Annotated in this window: 23 protein-coding genes and 1 tRNA gene; 7 read left to right on the forward strand and 17 right to left on the reverse strand. The window is 72.5% G+C overall.

Features of this window, described 5'->3' with window-relative positions; translation table 11 throughout:
• Positions 1 to 74: 74 nt before the first annotated feature.
• Together ACTJKO_RS04690 and ACTJKO_RS04695 are read left to right on the forward strand one after the other, a co-directional pair.
• Complete coding sequence (locus ACTJKO_RS04690; protein WP_440686185.1) at positions 75 to 1,244, forward strand: ROK family protein; 1,170 nt, start codon at positions 75 to 77, stop codon at positions 1,242 to 1,244.
• Between the two features lie 13 nt (positions 1,245 to 1,257).
• Positions 1,258 to 2,346, forward strand: coding sequence for a mandelate racemase/muconate lactonizing enzyme family protein (locus ACTJKO_RS04695; protein ID WP_440686187.1), 1,089 nt, complete (start codon positions 1,258 to 1,260; stop codon positions 2,344 to 2,346).
• A 13-nt stretch (positions 2,347 to 2,359) separates the two neighbouring features.
• On the opposite strand, the gene ACTJKO_RS04700 is transcribed toward ACTJKO_RS04695, so the two are convergent.
• From ACTJKO_RS04700 to serS, 3 genes are all read right to left on the reverse strand, one after another.
• A tRNA-Ser gene (locus ACTJKO_RS04700) sits at positions 2,360 to 2,447 on the reverse strand.
• A 96-nt stretch (positions 2,448 to 2,543) separates the two neighbouring features.
• A complete protein-coding gene (locus tag ACTJKO_RS04705; protein WP_440686189.1) occupies positions 2,544 to 3,401 on the reverse strand; it encodes an HAD family hydrolase in 858 nt (285 codons plus the stop codon).
• Positions 3,398 to 4,660, reverse strand: a complete 1,263-nt coding sequence (serS, locus tag ACTJKO_RS04710) for a serine--tRNA ligase (RefSeq protein WP_440686191.1) — start codon at positions 4,658 to 4,660, stop codon at positions 3,398 to 3,400. Before serS ends, ACTJKO_RS04705 begins: the two co-directional genes overlap by 4 nt.
• A 122-nt stretch (positions 4,661 to 4,782) precedes the next feature.
• Between serS and ACTJKO_RS04715 the strand changes: the two genes are divergently transcribed.
• Entirely contained in the window at positions 4,783 to 5,853 is a 1,071-nt protein-coding gene (locus ACTJKO_RS04715; protein WP_440686193.1) for a diacylglycerol/lipid kinase family protein, read from the forward strand.
• 150 nt (positions 5,854 to 6,003) lie between these two features.
• Here ACTJKO_RS04715 and pheA read toward each other — a convergent pair whose 3' ends face one another.
• The 4 genes from pheA to ACTJKO_RS04735 are packed head-to-tail and all read right to left on the reverse strand — an operon-like array spanning position 6,004 to position 9,428.
• Positions 6,004 to 6,966, reverse strand: a complete 963-nt coding sequence (gene pheA, locus ACTJKO_RS04720; protein ID WP_440686195.1) for a prephenate dehydratase — start codon at positions 6,964 to 6,966, stop codon at positions 6,004 to 6,006.
• Between the two features lie 53 nt (positions 6,967 to 7,019).
• Entirely contained in the window at positions 7,020 to 7,565 is a 546-nt protein-coding gene (locus ACTJKO_RS04725) for a MarR family winged helix-turn-helix transcriptional regulator (protein WP_440686197.1), read from the reverse strand.
• A 28-nt stretch (positions 7,566 to 7,593) separates the two neighbouring features.
• Positions 7,594 to 8,034 carry a hypothetical protein gene (locus ACTJKO_RS04730; protein WP_440686199.1) on the reverse strand — a complete coding sequence of 147 codons (441 nt, stop codon included), beginning with the start codon at positions 8,032 to 8,034 and terminating at the stop codon, positions 7,594 to 7,596.
• Entirely contained in the window at positions 8,031 to 9,428 is a 1,398-nt protein-coding gene (locus ACTJKO_RS04735) for a molybdopterin-dependent oxidoreductase (RefSeq protein ID WP_440686201.1), read from the reverse strand. Before ACTJKO_RS04735 ends, ACTJKO_RS04730 begins: the two co-directional genes overlap by 4 nt.
• 54 nt (positions 9,429 to 9,482) lie before the next feature.
• Between ACTJKO_RS04735 and ACTJKO_RS04740 the strand changes: the two genes are divergently transcribed.
• From ACTJKO_RS04740 to ACTJKO_RS04750, 3 genes are read left to right on the forward strand one after another with little or no spacing between them, the layout of a single operon-like run.
• Complete coding sequence (locus ACTJKO_RS04740) at positions 9,483 to 10,940, forward strand: glycosyltransferase 87 family protein (RefSeq protein ID WP_440686203.1); 1,458 nt, start codon at positions 9,483 to 9,485, stop codon at positions 10,938 to 10,940.
• Between the two features lie 5 nt (positions 10,941 to 10,945).
• On the forward strand, positions 10,946 to 12,046 hold the full coding sequence (moaA, locus tag ACTJKO_RS04745; RefSeq protein WP_440686205.1) for a GTP 3',8-cyclase MoaA: 1,101 nt from the start codon (positions 10,946 to 10,948) through the stop codon (positions 12,044 to 12,046).
• A complete protein-coding gene (locus ACTJKO_RS04750) occupies positions 12,043 to 12,288 on the forward strand; it encodes a MoaD/ThiS family protein (protein WP_440686207.1) in 246 nt (81 codons plus the stop codon). The genes moaA and ACTJKO_RS04750 overlap by 4 nt, the downstream gene beginning before the upstream one ends.
• A gap of 31 nt (positions 12,289 to 12,319) precedes the next feature.
• Here the strand turns inward: ACTJKO_RS04750 and ACTJKO_RS04755 are convergent, their stop codons facing one another.
• From ACTJKO_RS04755 to ACTJKO_RS04775, 5 genes are read right to left on the reverse strand one after another with little or no spacing between them, the layout of a single operon-like run.
• Positions 12,320 to 13,342 (reverse strand): ABC transporter ATP-binding protein, encoded by a 1,023-nt coding sequence (locus ACTJKO_RS04755; protein WP_440686209.1) that lies wholly within the window; start codon positions 13,340 to 13,342, stop codon positions 12,320 to 12,322.
• Positions 13,339 to 14,154, reverse strand: coding sequence for an ABC transporter permease (locus tag ACTJKO_RS04760; RefSeq protein WP_440686211.1), 816 nt, complete (start codon positions 14,152 to 14,154; stop codon positions 13,339 to 13,341). The genes ACTJKO_RS04755 and ACTJKO_RS04760 overlap by 4 nt, the downstream gene beginning before the upstream one ends.
• A 3-nt stretch (positions 14,155 to 14,157) precedes the next feature.
• The gene (modA, locus tag ACTJKO_RS04765) at positions 14,158 to 14,970 is read right to left on the reverse strand and encodes a molybdate ABC transporter substrate-binding protein (protein WP_440686213.1); all 813 of its coding nucleotides are present in this window, start codon (positions 14,968 to 14,970) and stop codon (positions 14,158 to 14,160) included.
• Complete coding sequence (locus tag ACTJKO_RS04770) at positions 14,967 to 16,040, reverse strand: ThiF family adenylyltransferase (RefSeq protein ID WP_440686215.1); 1,074 nt, start codon at positions 16,038 to 16,040, stop codon at positions 14,967 to 14,969. Before ACTJKO_RS04770 ends, modA begins: the two co-directional genes overlap by 4 nt.
• Positions 16,037 to 16,447 (reverse strand): TOBE domain-containing protein, encoded by a 411-nt coding sequence (locus tag ACTJKO_RS04775; protein ID WP_440686217.1) that lies wholly within the window; start codon positions 16,445 to 16,447, stop codon positions 16,037 to 16,039. Before ACTJKO_RS04775 ends, ACTJKO_RS04770 begins: the two co-directional genes overlap by 4 nt.
• 91 nt (positions 16,448 to 16,538) lie before the next feature.
• Here ACTJKO_RS04775 and ACTJKO_RS04780 point away from each other — a divergent pair, with 91 nt between their 5' ends.
• Positions 16,539 to 18,200, forward strand: coding sequence for a glycosyltransferase family 39 protein (locus tag ACTJKO_RS04780; RefSeq protein ID WP_440686219.1), 1,662 nt, complete (start codon positions 16,539 to 16,541; stop codon positions 18,198 to 18,200).
• Between the two features lie 40 nt (positions 18,201 to 18,240).
• Here the strand turns inward: ACTJKO_RS04780 and ACTJKO_RS04785 are convergent, their stop codons facing one another.
• The 5 genes from ACTJKO_RS04785 to ACTJKO_RS04805 all read right to left on the reverse strand — a co-directional run bounded on the left by ACTJKO_RS04785 (position 18,241) and on the right by ACTJKO_RS04805 (position 23,526).
• A complete protein-coding gene (locus ACTJKO_RS04785) occupies positions 18,241 to 19,173 on the reverse strand; it encodes a 4-(cytidine 5'-diphospho)-2-C-methyl-D-erythritol kinase (RefSeq protein WP_440686221.1) in 933 nt (310 codons plus the stop codon).
• 10 nt (positions 19,174 to 19,183) lie between these two features.
• Positions 19,184 to 20,491 (reverse strand): O-acetylhomoserine aminocarboxypropyltransferase/cysteine synthase family protein, encoded by a 1,308-nt coding sequence (locus ACTJKO_RS04790; protein WP_440686223.1) that lies wholly within the window; start codon positions 20,489 to 20,491, stop codon positions 19,184 to 19,186.
• A complete protein-coding gene (locus ACTJKO_RS04795; RefSeq protein ID WP_440686225.1) occupies positions 20,491 to 21,528 on the reverse strand; it encodes an LLM class flavin-dependent oxidoreductase in 1,038 nt (345 codons plus the stop codon). The genes ACTJKO_RS04790 and ACTJKO_RS04795 overlap by 1 nt, the downstream gene beginning before the upstream one ends.
• Before the next feature lie 84 nt (positions 21,529 to 21,612).
• Positions 21,613 to 22,614 (reverse strand): ATP-grasp domain-containing protein, encoded by a 1,002-nt coding sequence (locus ACTJKO_RS04800; protein ID WP_440686227.1) that lies wholly within the window; start codon positions 22,612 to 22,614, stop codon positions 21,613 to 21,615.
• Positions 22,615 to 22,683: 69 nt separating this feature from the next.
• A complete protein-coding gene (locus tag ACTJKO_RS04805; RefSeq protein ID WP_440686229.1) occupies positions 22,684 to 23,526 on the reverse strand; it encodes a helix-turn-helix transcriptional regulator in 843 nt (280 codons plus the stop codon).
• Positions 23,527 to 23,542 lie beyond the last annotated feature (16 nt).

Consider the following 23,542-nt stretch of genomic DNA (forward strand, 5'->3'; position numbering starts at 1 on the left):
GTGGTGGGCGGGCAGCAACCCCGCCCACCACAGCCGTAGGTCCCCCGCTACGGTGATCCAGAAGACGGAGAACGATGAACGACGAGACCCGATCGCGGACCGCGCTGCTGCGCGCCTCCTCGGACGCATCCGCGCGGGTGTTCACCACGATCCTCACCCGCAGCCCGATCAGCCGGATCGACGTCGCGAGGTCCATCGGCGTCTCGCAGGCCGCCGTCACCAAGGCCGTGAACCCGCTCATCGCGGCAGGACTCGTCGACGACACGCTCGACTCCACGTTGACGGGCATGCCCGGTCGCCCCGTCAGCCCGGTCGCCGTCGTACCGGATGCGATGGTCGCGATCGGCGTGAAGGTCAACTCGGACGAGCTCGTCGGTGTCGCCACCGATCTGACGAACCGGACGATCGTCTCCGAGCGCATGCCGCTGGCGACCCGCGAACCTGCGGCTGTCATCGACGCGGTCGTCGCGATCTGCAGCGACCTCGAGGAGCAACTGGGACCGCTCGCGGCCCGACTCGCGTGCGTCGGTGTGTCGGTCTCCGGAGACGTCGACACCGAGACCGGCGTCGTGCGCGACTCCGCGATCATGGGGTGGCGCTCCGTGGACCTCGGTGCCGCGCTGTCGGAACGACTCACACCACGCATCGTCGTGGACAACGACGTCCGGGCGCTGACCATCGGCGAGCACTGGTTCGGGGTCGGACTCGGTACCAGTTCGTTCGCCATCGTCACCATCGGCCGCGGTGTCGGCAGTGGCCTGCACCTCAACGGCGAAGTCGTCGAAGGTGCGTACGGTGTCGCCGGGGAGATCGGCCACCTCCCCCTCACCTCGCGGGACCACGTCTGCCCGTGCGGTCGCCGTGGCTGCGTCGAGGCGGTGGCCTCCACCGGGGCGATCCTCGCCGCCGTCTCCGCCGCGCACGGGCGCACCGTCGAGCTCGACGAGGCCGTCGCACTGGCGCGCGCCGGCGATCCGGCGAGCCGCGAATCCTTCCGGGAAGCCGGGGCCGTCATCGGGACGGCCATCGCCAGCGTCGTCAACATGGTCGGTCCGGAGCTCGTCATCATCGGCGGTGAGGCGGTGTCCGCCTTCGACCTGTTCGAGGAACCCCTCCTGGGGTCGTACGGCGAGCACGTGTTCGCGTCGGCCGACCGATGCCGGATCGCCGTACGACCCCACACCTTCGAGGACTGGGCACGCGGCGCAGCAGCGACCGCGATCCGCTCGCTCGTCACCAACTGAACCGGACGCTCCCATGCCCGTCATCACCACCGCCACGGCACAGCTCGTCGACGTCGCCGTCGAGACCCTCCGCACCGACGCAGTCCAGCAGTTCGTCAAGCAGGAGACGATCGTCGTCGACCTCACCACGGACGACGGAGGCACGGGGACGGGCTACTCGTACACGATCGGCACCGGCGGCAACTCCGTACTCGAACTCCTCCGCAGGTCGCTCCTCCCCCTGCTCCCCGGGAGAGACGCCCGCTGCGTGGAACAGCTCTGGCACACCCTCCACGCCGCGACCCACGCGACGACGGTCGGCGTGATCACGAGCCTCGCACTCGCCGCCGTCGACACCGCCCTCTGGGACCTCCGCTGCCGCAGGGTCGGCGAGCCCCTGTGGCGTCTGGCCGGCGGCTACCGGCAGCGCGTCCCGCTCTACGACACGGAGCACGGCTGGCTGCACCTCGACGCCGACGATCTCGTCGCCGGCGCCGTGGACGCCCGGGCGAAGGGCTGGTCGGGCACGAAGATCAAGGTCGGCCGACCCACCGTCGCGGACGACACAGCTCGGCTCCGCGCGGTCCGCGAAGCCGTCGGACCGTCCTTCAGCGTCATGGTCGACGCCAACCAGGCCTTCACGGGCGCCGAGGCCGTGCAGCGAGCACGGGCCTTCGACGAGCTCGACCTCGGATGGTTCGAGGAACCGCTCCCGGCCGACGACCTCGCCGGGCACGAACGTCTCGTCGCCGCCACCACGATCCCCGTGGCAGTGGGCGAGTCGCTCTCCTCGATCCGCCAGTTCGCCGAGTACCTCCGCCGTGGCGCCGCGACGATCGTGCAGCCCGACGTCGCTCGCGTGGGCGGGATCACTCCGTGGCTGAAGGTCGCGCACCTCGCAGAGGCCTGCAACGTCGCCGTCGCGCCGCACTTCCTCATGGAACTGCACGTCAGCCTCGTCGCAGCCGTACCGAACGGCCGAACGGTCGAGCACATCCCCCAGCTCCGAGCGATCACGAGCCGCGAGATGACCATCGAGGGCGGGCAGGCCGTCGCGCCCGACGAGCCCGGCATCGGCATCGCATGGGACCGCGACGCGATGGACGACCGCCGGGTTGCCTGACCCTGTCAGCAGGTGGCGGAGGGTGTGGGATTCGAACCCACGAGACATCTCTGCCCACCTGTTTTCAAGACAGGCTCCATCGGCCGCTCGGACAACCCTCCTGACCCGGCCACGCGCGCGGCGTGACGGATCGTGGGCAGTCTAGCGGTCCTCCCGGAACGACCGGCGACAGCGCCCAGCGCCCAGCGCCCAGCGCGTCAGCGCGGCAAGGAGTCGAGCGCCGCTGCCAGCCCGTCGTCGTCGACGCCACCGGTGAGCTCGTTCCCCGCGTCGATGACGTCCTCGGGTGCCTGCCCCATCACGACGCCGCGACCCGAGGTCGACGCCCACCGCAGCATGTCGATGTCGTTCCGACCGTCACCGGCGGCGAAGACCCGGGAACGCGGGATGTCGAGCCATTCCCGGACCCGTTCCATGGCGGTGGCCTTCGTCACGCCCTCGGGAGCGATGTCGAGCCACGCGGTCCACCCGACCGTGTACGAGACCTTGTGCAGCCCCATGTCCTCGACGATCTGCAGGAACTCCTCGAGCCCGTGCTCCGGCGAGATGACCACGACGCGGGTGGCCTCGACGCCGAGCAGCTGCTCGAACGGCACCTGCTCGCCGGCGTTCGTCATGGTGTCGGCCGGGAAGTTGTCCGAGAGCAGGAAGTGTCCGGTCTCGTCCTCCACGCCGAAGGCGGCGTTGGTGAGGGCACCGTGGATGGTCTGCAACACCTCGGAGGGGTCGAACCGCTCGACGTGCACCCGCTCGTAGGAGCCGTCGGGCCGACGGGCGAGGGTCAGGGCGCCGTTCGCGCAGACGAGGTACTTCGGCTCGATCCCGAGGGTCGACAGCAGCGGCACGGTCATGCCCTCGCTGCGACCGGTGGAGAGCATGACCTCGTGTCCGGCGGCTTCGGCGTCGCGCACGGCCGCGATCACGGCGTCGGTGATGACCCCGTCCTCGCGCATGGTCGTGCCGTCGATGTCGAGCGCCACCAGCCAGCGCTTCGTGCGCGCGGGTGCCGCGCCGGTCCCGGCGGCACCGTCGACGAACCGCCCCTGGGTGCTCATCGGGGCTCGATCACCTCGACGCCACCGAGGTACGGGCGCAGGACCTCCGGCACGACGACCGACCCGTCGGCCTGCTGGTGCGTCTCGAGGATCGCGACGATCCAACGCGTGGTCGCGAGGGTCCCGTTGAGGGTCGCGACCGGAGCCGTCTTGCCGCTCTCGGTGCGGTACCGGATGTCGAGGCGTCGAGCCTGGAACGTCGTGCAGTTCGAGGTCGAGGTGAGCTCGCGGAACGTGCCCTGCGTCGGCACCCACGCCTCGATGTCGAACTTCCGGGCCGCGCTCGTACCGAGGTCCCCGCCGGCGACGTCGATCACGCGGTAGTGCAGTCCGAGGTCCTGCAGCATCTGCTCCTGGTGACCGACGAGCCGCTCGTGCTCGGCCTCGGCCTGGTCCGGGTGCACGTACGCGAACATCTCGAGCTTGTTGAACTGGTGCACGCGCAGGATGCCGCGGTTGTCCTTGCCAGCCGAGCCGGCTTCGCGCCGGTAGCAGGTCGACCAGCCGGCGTACCGGAGGGGTGCGTCCTCGACGCCGAGGATCTCGTCGGCGTGGAACCCGGCGAGGGCGACCTCGCTCGTGCCGGTCAGGTACAGGTCGTCGGCCTCGAGTCGGTACACCTCGGCCGCGTGCTCGCCGAGGAAGCCGGTGCCGGCCATCGTCTCGGGGCGCACGAGCGTCGGCGTGATGAGCGGCTCGAACCCGGCGGCGACGGCGCGGTCGAGGCCGAGTGACATGAGCGCGATCTCGAGGCGGGCTCCGAGGCCGCGCAGGAAGTAGAAGCGCGACCCGGAGACCTTCACACCGCGCGGGATGTCGATGATGCCGAGGTGCTCGCCGAGGTCGGCGTGGTCCTTCGGCTCGAAGTCGAACTCCGGCTTGGTGCCGACCGTGCGGAGCGTCACGAAGTCGTCTTCGCCGCCCTTCGGCACGTCGGGGAGCACCACGTTCGGGATCGCGCGGACGACGGTGTCGAAGCGGTCCTCGGCGGCGCTGACCTCGGCCTGCGCTGCCTTCACCTTCGCGGCGAGGGCCTGCGCCTGCTGCACGAGCGCGGCCTTCTCGTCCTTCGGCGCCTTGGCGACGGTCTTGCCGAACGCGTTCTGCTCGGCCCGGAGGGACTCGAACGACGTGATCGCGCTCCGCCTGGCCGCGTCCGCGGCGACGGCCTCGTCGACGACGGCGACGGAGGCGCCGCGCGCCTCTTGCGAGGCCTTGATGACGTCCGGGTTGTCACGCAGCAGCTGGGGATCGATCACCGCACCATCCTAAAGGGGCCACGGTGCGGACTGGAGGCGCGGTGCGGGCCCGACCCGCGCCTCCAGACCGTCGGTGGGCACGCGGGCGATCCCTCGCAGCATCCGCTCGGTACCGTTGGTGCATGTCGACCCCATCGGAGACCGCGCCCGCGGAACAGGACGCCCTCCAGACCGAGCAGCGGACGGCCGCGGTGGTCTACAACCCGGTCAAGGTCCACCTGCCGACCCTGAAGCGCACCGTGGCCAAGCACCAGCAGGAGGCCGGCTGGGCGGAGACCCTCTGGTTCGAGACGACCGAGGAGGACCCGGGCGGCGGCATGGCCCGCGCCGCGCTCGACGCCGGAGCCGACGTCGTCGCCGCTGCCGGCGGGGACGGCACGGTCCGTGCGGTCGCGGAGGTCGTGCACGGGTCCGAAGCCTCGCTCGCCCTGCTGCCGAGCGGAACGGGCAACCTGCTGGCACGGAACATGAAACTGCCGCTCGACGACCTGGGCGCCAGCGCGCGCACGATCTTCCACGGCCAGGACCGCGACATCGACTTCGGCACCCTCAAGGTCGAGCGTCCGAGCGGCGAACGGGAGCGCTTCGGGTTCCTCGTGATGGCGGGCCTCGGGCTCGATGCGCGGATGCTCGTGAACACCCGTCCGGAGCTGAAGAAGCGTGTGGGGTGGCTCGCGTACGTCGACTCGCTCTTCCGCTCGGTGCGCGACGCCGACGCGTTCGAGTTCCGCTACCAGCTCGACGACGACGGCAACCGCGCGCTGCGGGCGCACTCGCTCATCGTGGGGAACTGCGGCGAGCTGCAGGCCGGCGCGATCCTGCTGCCCGACGCCGAGATCGACGACGGCTACTTCGACATCGCCGTGATGCGTCCGCGCACATTCCTCGGCTGGGTGCGGATCGGCGCGCGGGTGTTCTGGGAGAACGGGATCCTGCGCGCGTTCCGCCGGTCCTCGCTGGCGAAGACCGTGGTGGGCAAGAAGATCGTCTCGGCGTCCCGCGAGGAACGGCCGCTGCGGTACCTGCGGGGCAAGGAGTTCACGGCGCGGCTGGAGAAGCCCGACGAGTTCGAGATCGACGGCGACCCCGTGGGCGAGGTGGTCGCGTTCCGGGCGCAGATCGACCCGATGTCGCTGTCGGTGCGGGTGCCGAGCCCGGCGGACGACCGGCACGGAGCACGCTCGGTCCCGTGAGCGGCGCGGCGGGTCCCGGCGCGGTGTCGAACCACCGATCCGACGTCGAACCACGCTCGACCGGTGGTTCGATGTCGGATGCGTGGTTCGAATCCGTCGACCGACCGACCGACCGACCGACGGACCGACCCCGCGCCCCGCGCCCGCGCCTCAGTCGGCGTCGGGCTCGCGTTCGCCAGCGACGATCGCGCGGAGCCACTCCCGCGCCTCGACGAACGCCTCGTCCGAGTAGCGCGCCGGCACCTCGGGTCGGACGCCGTCGGCACGGGGGTAGGACCCGAGGAACGTCACACGCGGGCTGAAGCGGCGGAGCCCGAGCAACGCGTCCGCCACGCGCTCGTCGCGGACGTGCCCGTCCAGGTCGATGACGAAGCGGTACCGGCCGAGTTCGTCACCGATCGGCCGTGAGGTCAGCAGCCCCATGTTGATGCCCCGGGTGGCGAACTGCTCGAGCATGTCGACGAGCGCGCCGGGGTGCTCGCTCGGCAGCTCGACGATCACGCTCGTCTTGTCGGCACCGGTGCGCTCCGGGATCGACAGCGTGCGCGAGACCAGCACGAAACGCGTGACAGCGGACGCGTTGTCCCCGATCGAGTCGGCGAGGACCTCGAGCGGGTAGTGGTCGGTGATCCCGGGCGGCGCGACGGCGGCGTCGGCGGTGGGGTGGTCGTCGAGGAGGGCAGCGGCGGCGGCGACGTTCGACGACGCCGGGATGTGGCCGTGCCCGCGCACGTTCGCCTCGAGCCAGTGGTGGGTCTGGGCGTACGCCACGGGGTGGGCGTTCACGGTCCGGACGTCGGCGAGGGCGGTCCCGGGACGAGCGACCAGCACGAAGTCGACGGGGACGAGGTACTCCCCCACGATGCGCACGCCGGGGATCCGCGCGAGGGCGTCCTGCGTGGCGCTGACCCCGCCGTCGACGCTGTTCTCGATCGCGATCACGGCACCGACCGACCGGCCGCTGACCACGTCGTCGAGTGCTTCGCCGACGTTGTTGACGCTGCGCCACGGCTTGCCGGCCGCTGCGTCGACGAGCTTGAGCGCCGCCTCGGTGAAGGTGCCAGCTGGTCCGAGGTAGGAGTACGTGTCGGACGGCGCAGCGCTCTCGGTCATGCGGCGAGCCTATTGCAACGCCCGCGGACGCCAGGGGTCACCGGGCAGCCCGGTCAGTCGGCCGCGGTCCCGGTGAGACGTGCCTCGCAGATCGCCGTGTCGTCGTCGTCCCGCGGGTAGGTCAGTGCGGCGAACCGCCGTTCCGGGTCGAGCCGGGTGAGCAGTGCCGCGGCGATCCCGTCGAGCTGCACGACCTGCTCGTCGGTCAGGGCGTCGATCACCATGCGCCGCGCGGTGCGCACGTGGTCGGGCGCCGCCTCGACGATCGTGGTGTACCCGGCGTCCGTGAGCCGGACGTCGGTCGCGCGGCGGTCGTCCGTCGACGGGCAGCGTGCGACGAGTCCGCGCTTCTCGAGCCGCGAGACCACGTGGGACAACCGTGGGAGCGAGGCGTTCGTGGCGGATGCCAGCGCCGACATCCGGAGCGTGCGGGACTCCGTCTCGGAGAGCATCGCGATCACCATGTAGTCGAAGTGCGTCAGGTCCGCGTCACGCTGGAGCTGCTGGTCGAGCGCGGCGGGCAGGAGCTCCATGACGGCGACGAGCTTCATCCACGCGCGCAGCTGGTCGCGGGTGAGCCACGGGGTCTCGTCGGTCATGCAGGCATCCTACCGAAAGGTTGTCGGTTCAACCAGTCTTCGGACGCTGACGCCGCCGACCGCGCACGGCCCCGACGACGAGCACCCCCACGACCACGAGCACCAGGACGCCCTCGACGACGAGGAGCCGCGTGGTGTAGTCGAACGGCAGCACGGTCGGGTTCTTCTGGCCGTGCGCCTTCGCCGCGATCTCCGGCAGCACGACGAGCGCCAGCACGCTCCCGAGCACGACGACGGCCTGCACCACGACGAGCGTCCACGCCCGCAGCGCACGACCCGCACGGCGCAGCAGCAGCCCCACCGCGACGACGAACGGCGACAGGACCGCGTCGTGCAGGACCACCGCCCCGAGCAGCCACGTGGCGAGGCCGCCGATCCGGTTCGGCCGCACGGTCGTCACGAGCACGTACGCGCCGAACGCGATGACGAGCACACCCACCACGACGAGCACCGCGCGCGCGATCCTCATGCGATCACCTCGATCCGCTCGATCCACTTCGTCTGCAGCACGCCCGGACGACCCGGCGCGATGATGCGCGCGGGGAAGCCGTGGTCGAGGTCGAGCGTGCGGCCGTTGAGCTCGAGCGCGACCAGGGTCGTCGGGTCCTCCGCGTACTCGGGCCCCATGTCCATCACGCGGTAGCCGCCGTGTCGCTCGAGGCTCGTCACCCGCACGTGCGACCCCGGCGCGGCCTGCACGGCGCGCAGCAGATCACGCATCCGCACGCCCTTCCACGTCGCCATCTGGCTCCAGCCCTCGACGCAGGCGATGGGCAGCTCGGCCTCGGCGGTGCCGAGCGCCACGAGTTCCGCACGTGAGAAGGTGCGGGACACGTCCGGTCCGGCGACGGTGAGGGTCCAGTCGGCGGCGGTCGCGGTGGCGAGCACCCCGGCCGCCCGTGCCGTCCGGTTCACCGGGAGGTCGTCCGGGCCCCGGTGCCGCTGCCGCGCCCCGAACACGTTGAAGGGCTCGGCGAGCGTGCTGGACTGCCCGGCCGTGAGCGCGACCACCCCGACCGTCGCCGCGGTCACCCCGGCGATGAAGCCGCGACGCGCGACCCGCTCGCGCCGTCCCTGGGTCGCCTCCGGCGTCGCACGGGAGGCGCGGTCGGGCTCCGGCACGCCGCCCTGCGGTCCGTCCGGGCTCGGGTCCGTGGATCCCGGATGGTTCGCGCTCGATCGCTCGTGCCCCGCGGGCACGTCGGCGGGGGCCCCGTCCACCCAGCGGAGCAGGCGACCGGTGAGTCCGCGGGGGTACTCGCCCGCCGTCCGCACGACCGCCGGGTCGGTGGCGGCGGCGAACCGCGCCTCCTGGGCCGGCGGCAGCAGCTCGCTACCGACGTCCGGGTCCGCGACGAACCGGCCGTGCTCGTCGTAGGAGTCCCGCTTCCGCCAGTAGCGCGCGATCACGCGCAGCTTGACGCCGACGTGCACGACGAGCGACCCGATGATCACGTACGCGAGCGCGTCGTGCACCTGCCGGAACGGGAACGGCCACGGGTACCACTGGTACGTGTTGACCAGCCCGGTGGCGACCTGCACGAGGGCGGACGCGACGAGCACCGCGATCGAGAGCCGCTCGAGCAGGTGCAGCACGCCACGCACGGGCGGCACCTGCACCAGGGCCGGCATCACGGCGTTGAGCTTGGCGAGCAGCAGCGGGATGATCGCGATCCCCGCCGTGATGTGCACTCCCTGCGTGACCTGGTAGAGCTGCGCCGGACGCGTCGGGAACCGCATGCCCGGCAGGGGCTGCTGGAGCAGGTGGCTGTACACACCGGTGGCGAAGCAGACGAGGAACGCGGCACCGAGCAGCCGCCCGAACACCACGGCCGAGCGGGCGTTCCGGTTGGGCGATGCCATCGCGGTTCGTGCATCCAGCAGCAGGCCCCGCACCACGGATAGCCTCGTCGCACCATGAGAGAACGACTTCGCCCCGGCCGACTCCTGCCGACCGTGCTGGCCGTCGTCGGCGTGCTGGCCCTCGCGGGCGTCATCGCCGTCGGCGTCACGCATCTGGGGTTCCTCCGATCCGGTCATCGTTCCCCATTCGTTGCGTGGACACTGATCGCTTGGGCGGTCTTCGCCGGAGCCGTGCTCGCGCTCCGGTTCGTCCCCGTCCGGTGGATGACGGGCCTCGTGGTGGGCGGCGCGGTCGTCGTCGGTGTCGCGGCGATCCTCGGTCCGCCGAACACCAGCACCGACTCTGCTCGGTATGCCTGGGACGGCATCGTGCAGCACGCCGGCATCTCCCCCTACGCGCACACGCCGCAGTCGCACGCGCTGTCCGCCCTGCGTCCCGACTGGCTCTTCCCGGACAAGGTCGACGGCACCTGCCGACCCCTCGAACCCCGGTACCGCGGCCTCGGCGACGGCGCGGGCGGGCACTGCACCGCGATCAACCGCCCCGACGTGACGACGATCTACCCGCCGATGGCGCAGCTCTGGTTCGCCCTCGTCCGGGCGTTCGTGCCCGCCACCGCGCAGTACATGCCGTTCCAGGTGGCGGGGCTCCTCGTGTCGCTCGGCGTCACCGTCGGGCTCGTCGTGGTGCTGCGTCGACTCGGGCGACCGACCTGGTGGGCGGCGCTCTGGGCGTGGTCACCGCTCGTGGCGTCCGAGGCCGTCACGAACTCGCACGTGGACGCCCTCGGCGCGGCCCTCGCCACCGCCGGCGCCGTGCTCGTTGCCTTCGGACGACCGATCTGGGGCGGCATCGCGCTCGGCGCTGCGACCGCGACGAAGCTCATCCCGGCGTTGGTCTACCCGCCGCTGCTCGGGCGGTGGCGGCACTGGTGGGCGATCCCGGTCGGGATCGCCGTGTTCGGGCTGCTCTACGTGCCGTACGTGCTCACGACGGGCCTGGACGTCCTCGGGTACCTCCCCGGGTACCTGTCGGAGGAGGGCTACGAGAACGGCTCCCGGTTCGCCCTCGTCTCGCTCGTGTTCCAGGGCGACGCCGCGACGCTCGTGGTCGGGGTGCTCGTGCTGCTCGCGGCGTTCGTGGCGTGGCGGCTGTCGGACCCGTCGCGGCTCTGGTCCGGCGAGGTCCTGTTGATCGGCGTGACGTTCCTCGCCGTCAGCCCGCGCTACCCCTGGTACGCGCTGCTCCTCATCCCGTTCGTGGTCCTCTCCGGTCGGTGGGAGTGGCTGTCGATCGGGCTCGCCATCGCCCTGCGCGGAGTGTGGCCCTCGACGGACGCCTACCGGTGGTGGCTCGTGGCTGCGGTGCTCGTCATCGTCGCCGTGACGCTCGTCCGGACCCGCCGGTCGGACTGGGAGCGCTGGGGCAACCGGCTGGCCTTCCGGACGGGCCGTCGACGACGCGCAGCCGCGACGCTCGCGGGTGCTGGCGGCGCGGACGACGTACGCTGACGCCCATGGCACCCGCGATCCTGCTCGGCACCTCCGGCGCCGCCGACCGCCCCGCCGGCCACGTCGATGGCGGCGTCGAGGGCGGCCCCGTCGAGGACGGCCTCGTCGACCGGTTCGGGCGCCGTGCCGTCGACCTCCGGGTGTCCCTGACCGAGCGCTGCAACCTCCGCTGCACCTACTGCATGCCGGCCGCCGGGTTGCCGTTCGCCCCCGACGACGCGCTCATGACCGCCGCCGAGATCGAGCGGCTGGTGCACCTCGGCGCCTCACGCTTCGGCGTGCGCAAGGTCCGGTTCACGGGCGGGGAGCCGATGCTGCGGCACGACCTCGTCGACGTGATCGCCCGGTGCGCCGCACTGCCGGACGCCCCCGAGCTGTCACTCACCACGAACGCGATCGGTCTCGCCCACCGCGCCCGGGCACTGCGAGACGCCGGACTCCGGCGGGTGAACGTGTCCCTCGACACCGTCGACCCCGAGGTGTTCGCGACCGTGACCCGACGCCCGTTCCTCGACCGGGTGATCGCCGGGCTCGAGGCGGCAGCGGACGCCGGGCTCGACATCAAGGTGAACGCCGTGCTGCTGCGCGGGGTCAACGACATGCTCGCACCCGACCTGATGCGGTGGTGCCTCGACCGCGGCTACGAGCTCCGGTTCATCGAGCAGATGCCGCTCGACCCCGACCACGCCTGGGACCGCTCCTCGATGGTCACGGCCGCCGAGACCCGCGCGCTGCTCGCTCCGTCGTTCGAGCTCGTCCCCGACGACGCCCCGCGGGACGGCGCGCCGGCCGAACGCTTCCGGGTGCTCGGCCCTGGGCCGGACGGCGACCGCACGGTGCTCGGCACGGTCGGCATCATCGCGAGCATCACCGAGTCGTTCTGCGCGGACTGCACCCGGACCCGGCTCACCGCGGACGGCCACGTGCGGAGCTGCCTCTTCTCCGACGACGAGACGGACGTGCTCGGTCCGATGCGGAGCGGCGCGAGCGACGACGAGGTCGCCGGACTCTGGCGTCGCGCCATGTGGGCGAAGCCGCGGGACCACGGCGACGACAGCGACGACCTGGTGCACCCCACCCGGGGCATGAGCGCGATCGGCGGATGACCATGACGACGATGCGGTTCTTCGCGGCGGCCCGGGCAGCGGTCGGCACGGACGAGGTCACGATCGACGCGACCACGCTGGACGACGCGCTCCGGTCGGTCGTCGCCGCCGACCCCGAGCGGTGGACGGCGCTGCAGGAACGCTGCTCCTACCTCGTCGACGGGGTCACGACGCGCGACCGGTCGACGGTGATCGCCGGGGTCGGGTTCGTCGACGTGATGCCGCCCTTCGCCGGAGGCTGACCAGCGTCACGGCCAGGTCGGCGGCGTCGGCTCACGACGTGGCCGCCGGCTGGTAGACCGTGAGCTCCGCGGCAGGCACGGCGATCCGCACGCGCTCCCCCGGCTGGATCCGGAGCGCCGCCGCCGTGGACACGGTGACGTCCGCGACGAGGTCGACGGTCCGCACCCGCACGAGGCCGTCCCGCGGTTCGAGCGCGGTCACGACCCGCTCCGGCCCGGCTCCGTTGCGCGAGACGACGGCCGCGGTCGGGTGGTAGGCGGCGAGGGCGGCGGTACCGGGAGGCGCGGTGCCGGTCCCCGACGCCAGCTCGCCGCCGTCCTCGAGCGCGATCCCACCGCGCGTGGCGGTCCCCCGTACCAGCGTCAATCCGGAGAACGCGGCACCGAAGGCGCTGGTCGGGCGTCCGAGCACGGCGGCGGTGGGGCCCTGCTCGACGACGCGGCCGGAATCGAGCACGACGATGCGGTCCGACAGGGTCACGGCCTCGAGCGGATCGTGCGTGACGAGGAGGGTCGGTCGGCCGGTCCGCGCGGTCCCGAGCGCCGCCCGGACCTCCGTCCGCGCGTCCACGTCGAGCGCGGAGGTGGGCTCGTCGAGGAGCAGGAGCGCGGGCTCCGTGGCGAGGGCACGTGCGATCGCGACGCGCTGCGCCTGTCCACCGGAAAGCGTCCCCGGGGCGCGCTCGGCGAGCTCGGAGGCACCGACGGCGGCGAGGGCGGTGGCGGACCGGTGTCGCGCCTCCTGGACGGCTGTCCCGGCGGCGCGGGGTCCGAAGGCGACGTTGCGCGCGACGGAGAGGTGCGGGAACAGGTCGGGGCGCTGCGCGACCAGGCCGACTCCTCGGCGGTGGGCGGACAACCGCGTGAGCACTCGGTCGCCGAGGAGGACCTCGCCGCGGCGCGTGCGCAACAACCCGGCGAGGGCCTCCACGATCGTCGACTTGCCGGCGCCGTTCGGCCCGACCAGCGCCACGCACTCGTCCGGACCGACGTCGAGGCGGACGTCGACGTCACGCTCGGGCACGACGACCTGCGCGCGCAGCCCCCCGCTCACGCGAGGACCGTCCGGTGCCGGAGCGTCGAGGCGCCGATCACGACGAGGGCGACGACGACGAGCACCAGGGCGAGCGCGACCGCGGTGTCGGGGTCGATCTCGCGCTGCAGGTAGATCTCCAGCGGCAGCGTCCTCGTGACCCCCTGCAGGCTGCCGGCGAAGGTCAGCGTGGCGCCGAACTCCCCGAGCGCGCGGGCGAAGCAGAGCACGAGCCCGGACAGGATGCCGGGCAGCACACGCGGTGTGGTGACGGTCAGGAACGTCCGGGTCGGACCGGCGCCGAGCGTCGCCGCCACCCGTTCGAAGCGGTCACCGCCGACGCGCAGCGCTCCCTCGACGGAGGACACCAGGAACGGCATGGCGACGAACGTCTGCGCGATGACGACCGCCGTCGTGGTGAACGCGATGCGGAGGCCGTGGTCGTCGAGGAACGCCCCGACGACACCGAGGCGGCCGAACGCCGCGAGGAGCGCCAGCCCGCCGACGACCGGGGGCAGGACGAGCGGCAGGAGGACGAGTGCCCGGGCGACGCCGACCCACCGCGACCTCGACCGTGCGAACAGGACGGCGAGCGGGTAGCCGAGCACGAGGGCGATGCCCGTAGCGGCCGCCGCGGTGCCGAGGCTGAGACCGAGCGCCGTGAGCGACGCGGGCGAGGTCACGAGCGCGACGAACGACCCCCAGTCGACGCGTCCGACCATCGCGGCGACGGGCACCACGACGAAGAGGCCCCCGACGACGGCCGGGACCGGCAGCCACCACGGCACCGGGGTCCTGGCGCTCGTGGCCGGTCGGTCGGCGCGGACGGGCATCGGTCAGGGCGCTCCGAACCCGGCGTCGGCGAGCACCTTCCGCCCGGCGTCCGAGCGGACGTAGGCGGTGAAGGCCGCCGCGAGGCGCGGGTTCGACGCGTCCCGCAGCACGCTGATCGGGTAGGTGTTCACGGCCTTGCTCGACGCGTCGAACGGCACGCCGTCGACCTTGCCGCCGGCACCCTGCACGTCGGTCACGTACACGAGCCCGGCGTCCGCCTGACCCGACTCGACCTTGCCGAGGACGTCGGTGACGGACTGCTCCTCGCTGACCGGCTTGAACTCGACGCCCGTGGCCTGCTCCACCTTCGCGGTCGCCGCGCCGCACGGCACCGGGGTCGCGCAGGTGACGAGTTGCACGCCGGACCTGGTCAGGTCCGACAGGTCCCTGATGCCCTTCGGGTTGCCGGGGGCGACGGCGATCTCGAGGACGTTGGTGGCGAAGTCCTGCGGCGAACCGGCGGCGAGGTCGGTCTTCGCGAGCTTGGCCATGTTCGCCTCGTCGGCGGACGCGAAGACGTCGGCGGGTGCACCGTTCTGGATCTGCGTGACGAGGTCGCTCGAGCCCGCGAACGAGAAGGTGATCGTCGTCCCGGGGTGGGCGTCCTCGTACTGCCGCCCCAGCGTCGTGAAGGTCTTCTGCAGCGAGGCGGCGGCGAAGACGGTGATCCCGCCCGAGGGCCCGGCGGTGGAACTGCTCGCGGTCGGCGTGGCGCTGCCGGTGCCGGTGTCGGCCGCAGAACACCCGGCGAGAGCGAGCGCGGCCACCGCAACGGCGGCGATGAGGAGGATCGGCTTCCGCGGGTGCGTCGTCATCCGGCGATCGTATCCGCATCTGCGGTGATGTGGTGACCTTCGCGTCGCCACGCTTCGATGCCCCCGTCGAGCACGGTCGCCTCGCGGCCCGAGGCGCGGGCCGTCCGCGCCCAGGCCGTCGCGCGGACGCCACTGGCGCAGACGACGACCACCGGCCGGGGGTCGTCGCTGTCCAGGGCGTCGGGGAGGACGCTCCCGGGGATGACGCCGGTGGCGCGTTCCTCGGGGGTGCGGACGTCGACGAGGACGAGGTCCTCGTCCGTCCCCGGGGCTTCGGTCGCCGCCCGGAGCCGTTCGGCGAGCGCCGTGGGCGCGATCCTCGGGGGCGCGTCGTCGACCAGGGGTGCCGGGCGACGGGACGCCGGGCCACGGCGCAGCGGGCTCTCGGTCCACCGCCACCGCCGGGCGTCGACCGTCAGGACGCGGCCGAGCAACGGCTCGCCGATGCCGGCGACGAGAGCGGTCACCTGCGCGGCCATGACCGAGCCGACGGCGCCGCACAGCGCGGGGAGCACGCCGTCGAGGGCACACGACCCCTCGTCCGGCAGCGCGTCCGGGTGCAGGTCGTGGAAGTCGACCGGCTCCGGTCCGGCGTCCCGGAAGACGGAGACCTGTCCGTCGAACCCGAGGACGGTGCCCCACACGAACGGCACGCCCGCCCGGGAGCACGCGTCCGAGATCGCTCGGGTGACCTCGACGCTGTCGGCGGCGTCCACCACGACGTCGTGGCCCGCGACGTGCTCGGCGCGGAAGGGTTCCTGGAGCGCCACCACCTCGAGCTCGGGGTCCACGCCCCGCACCCGTTCGGCGGCGCAGACCGACTTCGGACGCCCGACGTCCGCCGCCGCGAAGAGCGTCTGCCGCGCGAGGTTCGACGTGTCCACGACGTCGCGGTCCACGATCGTGATGCGCCGCAGCCCGGAGCCGGCGAGGTAGGTGAGCACGGGTGCTCCGAGACCGCCCGCACCGACGACGAGGACGCTCGCATCACCCAGGGCCGTGACCGCCCGCTCCCCCACGCCTTCGAGCGCCGCGGTCCGGGACAGCAGTCGCCTGCGATCGGCACTCACGACTCGGTCGTCTCGACGGGGACCTCGACCGCGACCATCGTGGCCTTCACGGACGCGACGGCCACGGCACCGACCTCGAGCCCGAGGTCGCGGACGGCTTCGGCGCTCATCAGGGAGACGATCCGGTGCGGGCCGCTCTGCAGCTCCACCTGCGCCATGACCCCGTCCACGACGAGGTCGGTGACGATGCCCACGAACCGGTTCCGCGCCGAGCTCCTCGTGTGCGAGGGGTCCTCGAGCTGAGCACCCCGTCCGCGGATGTGCGCAGCGAGTTCACGACCGTCGACGACCGTGCGTCCGGCGGGGTCGGTGGATCGCGTGAACGTGCCGCTGTCCACCATCCGTCGGACGGTGTCGTCGCTCACGCCGAGGTACCGCGCGGCGTCGCGGATGCGGAGGTTCGTCATGGTGTTCGCACCATACCGGTGTGGGGAACTCTCAGTCTCGGTGACCGACGCGTCGGGCACCCGCCCAGCCGCCCCCGGTACCGTCGCCATCGTGACTGCACCCCGGACCGGTACCATCAGCGTCCCCCGCACGACGGGGACCGCGTCGGCCCGGACCCGGTTCCGCGGGATCGCGTCGAGCGTGGGGCTCGCCGTCGTCCGCACGCCGGAGCTGACGATCGGGGCGTTCGGCGTGCTCGTCAGCGCGGCCTTCGCCTGGGTGCCGTCGCTCTGGTACGACGAGGCCGCGACCGTCACGAGCGCCCAGCGTTCGTGGGCCCAGCTCTGGGCGGAACTCCACAACGTCGACGCCGTGCACGGGCTGTACTACGCCCTCATGCACGTGTGGTTCTGGCTCGTCGGCTACACGCCCTTCACCCTCCGCTTCCCGAGCGCCCTCGCCGTGGGCGTCGCTGCCGGACTCGTCGTCGCGCTCGGACGCCGCCTCGGCGGGCTGCGGCTCGGTGTCACCGCGGGCCTCGTCTTCCTCGCCCTCCCCCGCGTGCAGTGGGCCGGCACGGAAGGCCGCCCGTACGCGACGATCACCACACTCGCCGTCTGCCTGACCCTCGTCGGTCTGACCGCGGTCCGTCGCACCCGGACCGGGCGGAGCCTGCGCTGGTGGATCGCGTACGGCGCGCTGGCGTTCGTCGCGGTGACGTTCAACGTGTACCTGTCGCTCGCGGTGGTGTCCCACGGCGTCGCGCTCGTCTGGACGGCCCTCGCCCGACGCGCCGAGGTCCGACGCGCGACCGCCTCGCGGACGGCACCGGCACCGGGCCCCGCCCTGGTCACCCGGGGCACGATCGTGCGGTGGGCGGTCGCGTCCGGCATCGCAGCCGTGGTCGTCTCGCCGATCGCCGTCGAGGTCGCGTCGCAGTCCAAGCAGGTCGCGTGGATCTCGGGCATCGGACGGCGGACGGTCTCGCAGGTGTTCGCGACCGCCTGGTTCGGTGGGGTCGGCCTGTACGCGGCGGTGGCGTGGACGCTCATGGTGCTCGGCGTCGTCGTGGCGCTCGTCGCGGTGCACCGAGGATCCGCGACCGTCCGGTCGATCGTCCGAGCGCAGGCCGTCCGGGTCGTCCTCCCCCTCGTCGTCCTCCCCACCGCCGCGCTCGTCACGGCCACGGCGCTGGGCAAGCACCTGTACTCGCCGAAGTACGCGTCGTTGAGCCTGCCGTTCGTGGCGCTCCTCATCGCCCTGGCGCTGACGCTCGTCCGCCCGAAGGCGCTCCTCGCCGCCGTCGTCGCCGCGGCGCTCGTGCTGTCCGTCCCGACCGCCGCCGCGGTGAAGCAGCCCCGGGCGAAGCAGGACTCGACGTGGGCGAAGGCCTCGTCGATCATCGCTGCCGAGCGTCGCAACAACCGAGCGGACGCCGACGAGGGCGTCGTGTTCGGCAGCGTCTACGGGCACCCCGGGACGACCGCCGACATCATCCGCGTCTCGTACCCGACGGCGTTCGCGGGCATGACCGACCTCGGCGCCCGCAAGGTCGGTGCGGAGACCGGTGTGCTGTGGAACCAGAACGGCGACCTCGCCACGACGATCCCGAGCCGACTGGGCGACATCGACACGGTGTGGTTCGTCGGCGGCACGGTGAAGGCGCGCAACATCCAGCCGGAGACCACGTCGGTGCTCGCCGAGCACGGGTTCACCGTCAAGGAGCACTGGAAGACGGGCCGCGTCGTCATCACGGAGTACGTCCGCCGCTGACGGCCGGCCCCCGTGGCTGACCCCGCGGGCCGGTGCGTCGTCAGTGCAGGACGCGCGCGCCGTGCACCGGACCCGCGGCACGCACCGCGACGAGGCCGGCGGCACTGAGTTCGACCTGCACCTCGAGCGCGCTGTCCCGGTCGGCGACCAGGAACGCCACCGTCGGGCCGCTCCCGGACACCAGCCCGGCGAGGGCCCCGGCCTTCTCGCCGATCTCCAGCGTCGACGCGAGCGCGGGCTGGAGGCGCATCGCCGGTGCCTGCAGGTCGTTGTGCAGGCAGTCCGCCAGCAGGTCGGGGTCACCGGCGCGGAGGGCCTGCAGCACGTTCGCCTCGACGACGGGTGTGGTGGGCGCCGGGGCGATGTCCGCCCGGTACCGCTCGCGGTGTTCGTCGAGGGCCCGGTACACCGCGGGCGTCGAGAGCCCGTCGTCGCGGAGTGCCAGCACCCAGTGGAACTCGCCCTTCGCCAGTGCCGGACTGAGTTCGTCCCCGCGCCCGGTGCCGACCGCCGTCCCACCGGCGAACGCGAACGGGACGTCGGCCCCGAGCTGCGCGGCGAGGCGCAGCAGTTCCTCGCGGCCGAGGCCCGTGCCCCAGAGCGTGTCGACGGCGAGCAGGGTCGCGGCGGCGTCGGCGGATCCTCCGCCCATGCCACCGGCCACCGGGACCTGCTTGTCGATCGTGAGCCGGACGCCACCGCGGTACCCGGCGGCGTCGGCCACGAGCCGGGCGGCCCGGATCGCGAGGTTCGACTCGTCGACGGGCACGGCACTCGTGTCGATCGGACCCGTGAAGGTGACCGAGAAGTCGTCCGCCGGCTCCGCCGAGACGTCCTCGTACAGGGAGACCGCCTGGTAGGCCGTGGCAACGTCGTGGTAGCCGTCGTCCTGCAGCGCGCCCACCGACAGGTACACGTTGATCTTCCCGGGGGCGCGCGTCCGCACGCGGGTCGGTGCGGCCAGCGTGGTCATGCCACCCAACCTATCCCGATGCGGCTGCCGCGAAGCCCCGCGCCAGGTCGGCCAGGATGTCGTCGATGTGCTCCAGTCCGATCGACAGCCGGATGAGCCCGTCCCCGACCCCCGCCGCAGCCCGCTCCGACGACGTCATCTGCACGTGCGTCGTCGACGCCGGGTGCACGACGAGCGAGCGCACGTCGCCGATGTTCGACACGTGGTCGAACAGTTCGAGGGCCGCCACGAACCGCCGGCCGGCGGGCACACCGCCGTCGAGGTCGAACGCGAGCACCGCCGACGGGCCTGCCGGGACGTACCGCTGCGCGAGCGCGTGCCACGGTGAGGACGGCAGGCCGGCGTAGTGCACGCCGAGCACCTGCTCGTGCGCGTCCAGCCACGACGCCACCGCCGCGGCGTTCGAGACGTGGCGCTCCATCCGCAACGAGAGCGTCTGGATGCCCTGCAGCACGAGGAACGCGGTGAACGGCGCGATCGCGGGCCCGAGGTCGGCGGACAGCTTGGACCGGGTACGCTGGATGAACGCCCGGCGCCCGAACTTCGCGGCGAAGTCGGTGCCGGCGAACCCGGACTCCGCCACCGAGGTGAGCTGGGGGTACTTCTCCGGGTACGCCGCCCAGTCGAAGTTCCCGCTGTCGACGATGAGCCCGGCGACGGCGCTGCCGTGCCCGGCGAGGTACTTCGTCGCCGAGTGCACGACGATGTCCGCGCCGTGCTCGATCGGCCGGACGAGGTACGGCGTCGCGATCGTGTTGTCCACGATGAGCGGCACCCCGGCCTCGTGCGCGACCCCGGCCACGCCCGCGAAGTCGAGGACGTCGCCGCGGGGGTTCGGGATGGACTCGCCGAAGAAGGCCTTCGTCGACGGTTGCACGGCCGCCGCCCACTCGTCGAGGTCGGTCGGGTCCTGCACGAAGGTGAACGTGATGCCGAGGTCCCGCAGGGTCGACGCGAACAGCGTGTAGGTCGCCCCGTACAGGGACGCGCTCGAGACCACGTGGTCACCGGCCCGGGCGACGCCGAGCACGGCGAGGGTGGTCGCCGCCTGCCCGGACGCGAGGGCGAGCGCGCCCACGCCGCCCTCCAGGTCCGCGATCCGACGCTCGAGCGCCGCCGCCGACGGGTTGTTCACCCGCGAGTACGTGTGCCCGGGTGCGTCCAGCATGAACCGGGCCGCGGCGCCCTCACCGGACGGGTAGACGAAGGCGGCACTCTGCGCGATCGGTGGCACGTTCGCACCGAACCCCGGGTCGGCCGAGAAGCCGGCGCGGATCTGCCGGGTCTCGAACGCCCAGCCGTCCTCGACGGACGCCATCAGGCGGGCACCACCGAGGACCGGACCAGGGGGATGACCTGCTCGCCGAACCGGTCCATCTCCTCGAGCTGCGGCGAGAACTGCAGCAGGAGCGTGTCCACCCCGGCGTCCTCGAACTCGCGGATCCGCGCGGCGACCTGCTCCGGCGTGCCGACGAAACCGGGCCGCAGACCACGGTTCGACACCGAGTAGTCCTCGAGCGAGGGGACGTGCTCGAGCTGGGACTTCGAGATGAAGTCCTGGTACGACTCGTACGCCTTCCCGTGCTGCACGTCGGTGATGCGCGCGAGCTCGGCCTGCGCCTCCTCCTCGGTCTCGCGCACGATGACGTACGCGGCCATGCCGAACGCCTCGAACGGCGGCAGCCCGGCGTCGACCCGACGCTGCCGCATCTCCGTCACCTTCGAACGGAGTTCCTCGACGGTGCCGCCGTGCGTGACGTACGCGTCGGCGTAGTGGGTGATGCTCGCCTTGCCCGCCTCGCTCTCGCCGCCGGCGTAGATGCGCGGCGTGACGCGCGGCTTCGGTTCGAGGTGGGCGTTCTCGATGTCGTAGTACTCGCCGTGGAACGAGTACGGGGTCTCACGCCACAGGCCCTTCATGACCTCGACGAACTCCGCGGTGCGCCGGTACCGGTCGTCGTGCTCGGAGAAGATCCCGCCGTACTGCTTCGCCTCCTCGGCCCACCAGGCACTCACGACGTTGAAGGTGAACCGTCCGCCGGAGATGTCGTCGATCGTCGCCGCCTGCTTCGCGGTCACCGCCGGCAGGTGGTAGCCCGGCCGCATGGCCGCCATGATCTCGAGCCGCTCGGTGGTCGCCGCGATCCCCGCCGCGAGCGCCCACGCCTCGAGGCTCGGCGCCGCCGTGCCCTTGATGTCGTTGAGGTTCAGCTCCGGCACCAGCGTCAGGTCGAAGCCGATGCGTTCGGCGCGCTGCGCGAGCCGCTTCACGTAGTCGAAGGTGACCGGCATCTGCTCGTCGTCGACGTTGCGCAGCCAGCCGCCGAAGAGCGGGGTCCAGTATCCGAATCGCACGGGGTGTGTTCCTTGGGTGGTGAGTGGCGGCCTGGAGGAACGGGGCGGGCCCGCACCGCGCCTCCAGTCCGGTGGGTCGCTGGGTCAGGCCGTCGTGGCGGAGGCGTACTCCGCGGCCAGCAGGCCGCCGAGGTACCGCGCGATGGAGCGCGGGCCGGAGGCCGGCGCGGTCTCCTCGACCGCGGGGTTGTAGTTCGTGTTCGTGTTGACGTCGTAGACGACCGTGCGGCCGTCCGTGGTCTCCATGAACTCGACGCCCGCGATCTGGATCCGCTGCTCGGCGAGGAAGGTGCGCAGCTGCTGCACGAGCGGGTGCTCCGCCGTGACGTCGGTGCGGACGCTGAACGCAGCGGGTGCGCCGGCCGCCGCGGCGGTGCCGGGCACGTCGCAGACAGCGCCCGCGATGACCTGCGGGACCTCGCACGCGTCCGCCGGGCACAGCTCGAAGCTGCCGGCGCTCGTGTCGACGCGGACGGCGTAGACGAACTCGCCGCCGACGAACTCGACGCGGGTGATGAACGGCTCCCGCGCCGTCAGGTACTCCTGCAGCAGGGTGATGCCGTCGACGGGTTCCTCGAACTCGGGGCTGTCGACGTACGCGTCGAACTCCGCGAGGGAGTCGAACCGGCGCACGCCGAGGCCCTTGCCGCCCTGGTTGTGCTTCGTGATGAACGGGACGTCCTGGCCGCCGGTGAAGGTCCGGGCGGCGTCCTCGAGCGGCGCCGTCCCGAACACCGCGGTCGTCCGGGGCACGTCGAAGCCGGCGTTCCGCAGCAGTCCGTGCTGGGCGACCTTCGACACCTCGAGCTCGAGGACGTGGCTCCCGCCGACGACCTGCCGCCCGGCGCGCTCGAGCCAGCCGAGCACCGCACGGGTGTACTCCTTGCTGTGCTCGTGCCCGCGGGTGTGGCTGGACGCCGACATGCGGCTCCAGTAGACCCCCGGTGCCGGTTCGGCGGCGAGGTCGATCTGGCCCTCGGTGAGGAGGATCTCCTCGACCGGCACGCCCTCGGCCTCGAACGCGGCGGCGAGCGGCGGGAACCACTCGGGGTTCTCGTGGATGACGTACACGCGCGGAGTGCTCACGTCGCCACCCTAGGCACGGTGGGCTCCGCGCTGCCAAGTTGTGTGACGCGCGCTTACTCCGACGGTGTCTCAGCGGGTGAAGGCCTGCTGACCGACGACCCGCAGGAGGTCGAGCTTCTGCGCGTCCTCGCTCCCCGCGGGCGCCGTGAAGAGCAGGAGCGCCTGCGTCTGGCTGCTCGTCTGCAGCACCTGGCAGTCCACGGTGATGCGACCGAGTTCCGGGTGCACGAACGTCTTGTGGTCCTCCCACCGGCTCGCGACCTCGTGCAACGCCCAGAGCTCCCGGAACTCCGCGCTGCCGGTCTCGAGGTCCGCGACGAGTGCCGAAGCGCGGGTGTCGTTCGGGCCCGCGGCACCGATCGCCGCGCGGAGGCTCGCCACCTGCGCGCGGGCGAGGCGGTCGTGCTGCTCGGGCGCGTACTTCGCGCGCTCGTACTCCGTCATGAACCACCGCCACGGCTGGTACCGCTCGTTGCCAGGCAGCCCGGTGGTGGTGCCGAGGAGCGCCGCTCCGAGCTCGTTCTCGACCAGCGTCTCCCCGAGGTCGTTCACCACGATCGCCGGGGTGTCCTCCAGCCGGTCGAGCACCCGCAGGATCGCCGGGTCGACGTGGTCCGAACGGTGCACCCGTGCGGGGGCGTTGTGCCCGGCGAGCCGGAACAGGTGATCGCGTTCGTCGAGGCTGCAGCGGAGCGCGCGGGCGATCGCCGCGAGCATCTGCTCGGACGGCTGCGGGCCGCGCTGCTGCTCGAGTCGCGTGTAGTAGTCGGCGGACATGCCGGCGAGCGCGGCCACCTCCTCGCGGCGGAGACCCGGGGTGCGCCGACGCTGCCCGGTACCGAGTCCGACGTCCTCGGGGCGCAGCAGCGCACGGCGGCGGCGGAGGAAGTCGGCGAGGGCGGGGCGGTCCATGCGTTCATCGTGCACT

The organism is Curtobacterium sp. 22159 (assembly GCF_052045775.1).
In the GTDB taxonomy this organism is placed as follows: Bacteria; Actinomycetota; Actinomycetes; order Actinomycetales; family Microbacteriaceae; genus Curtobacterium.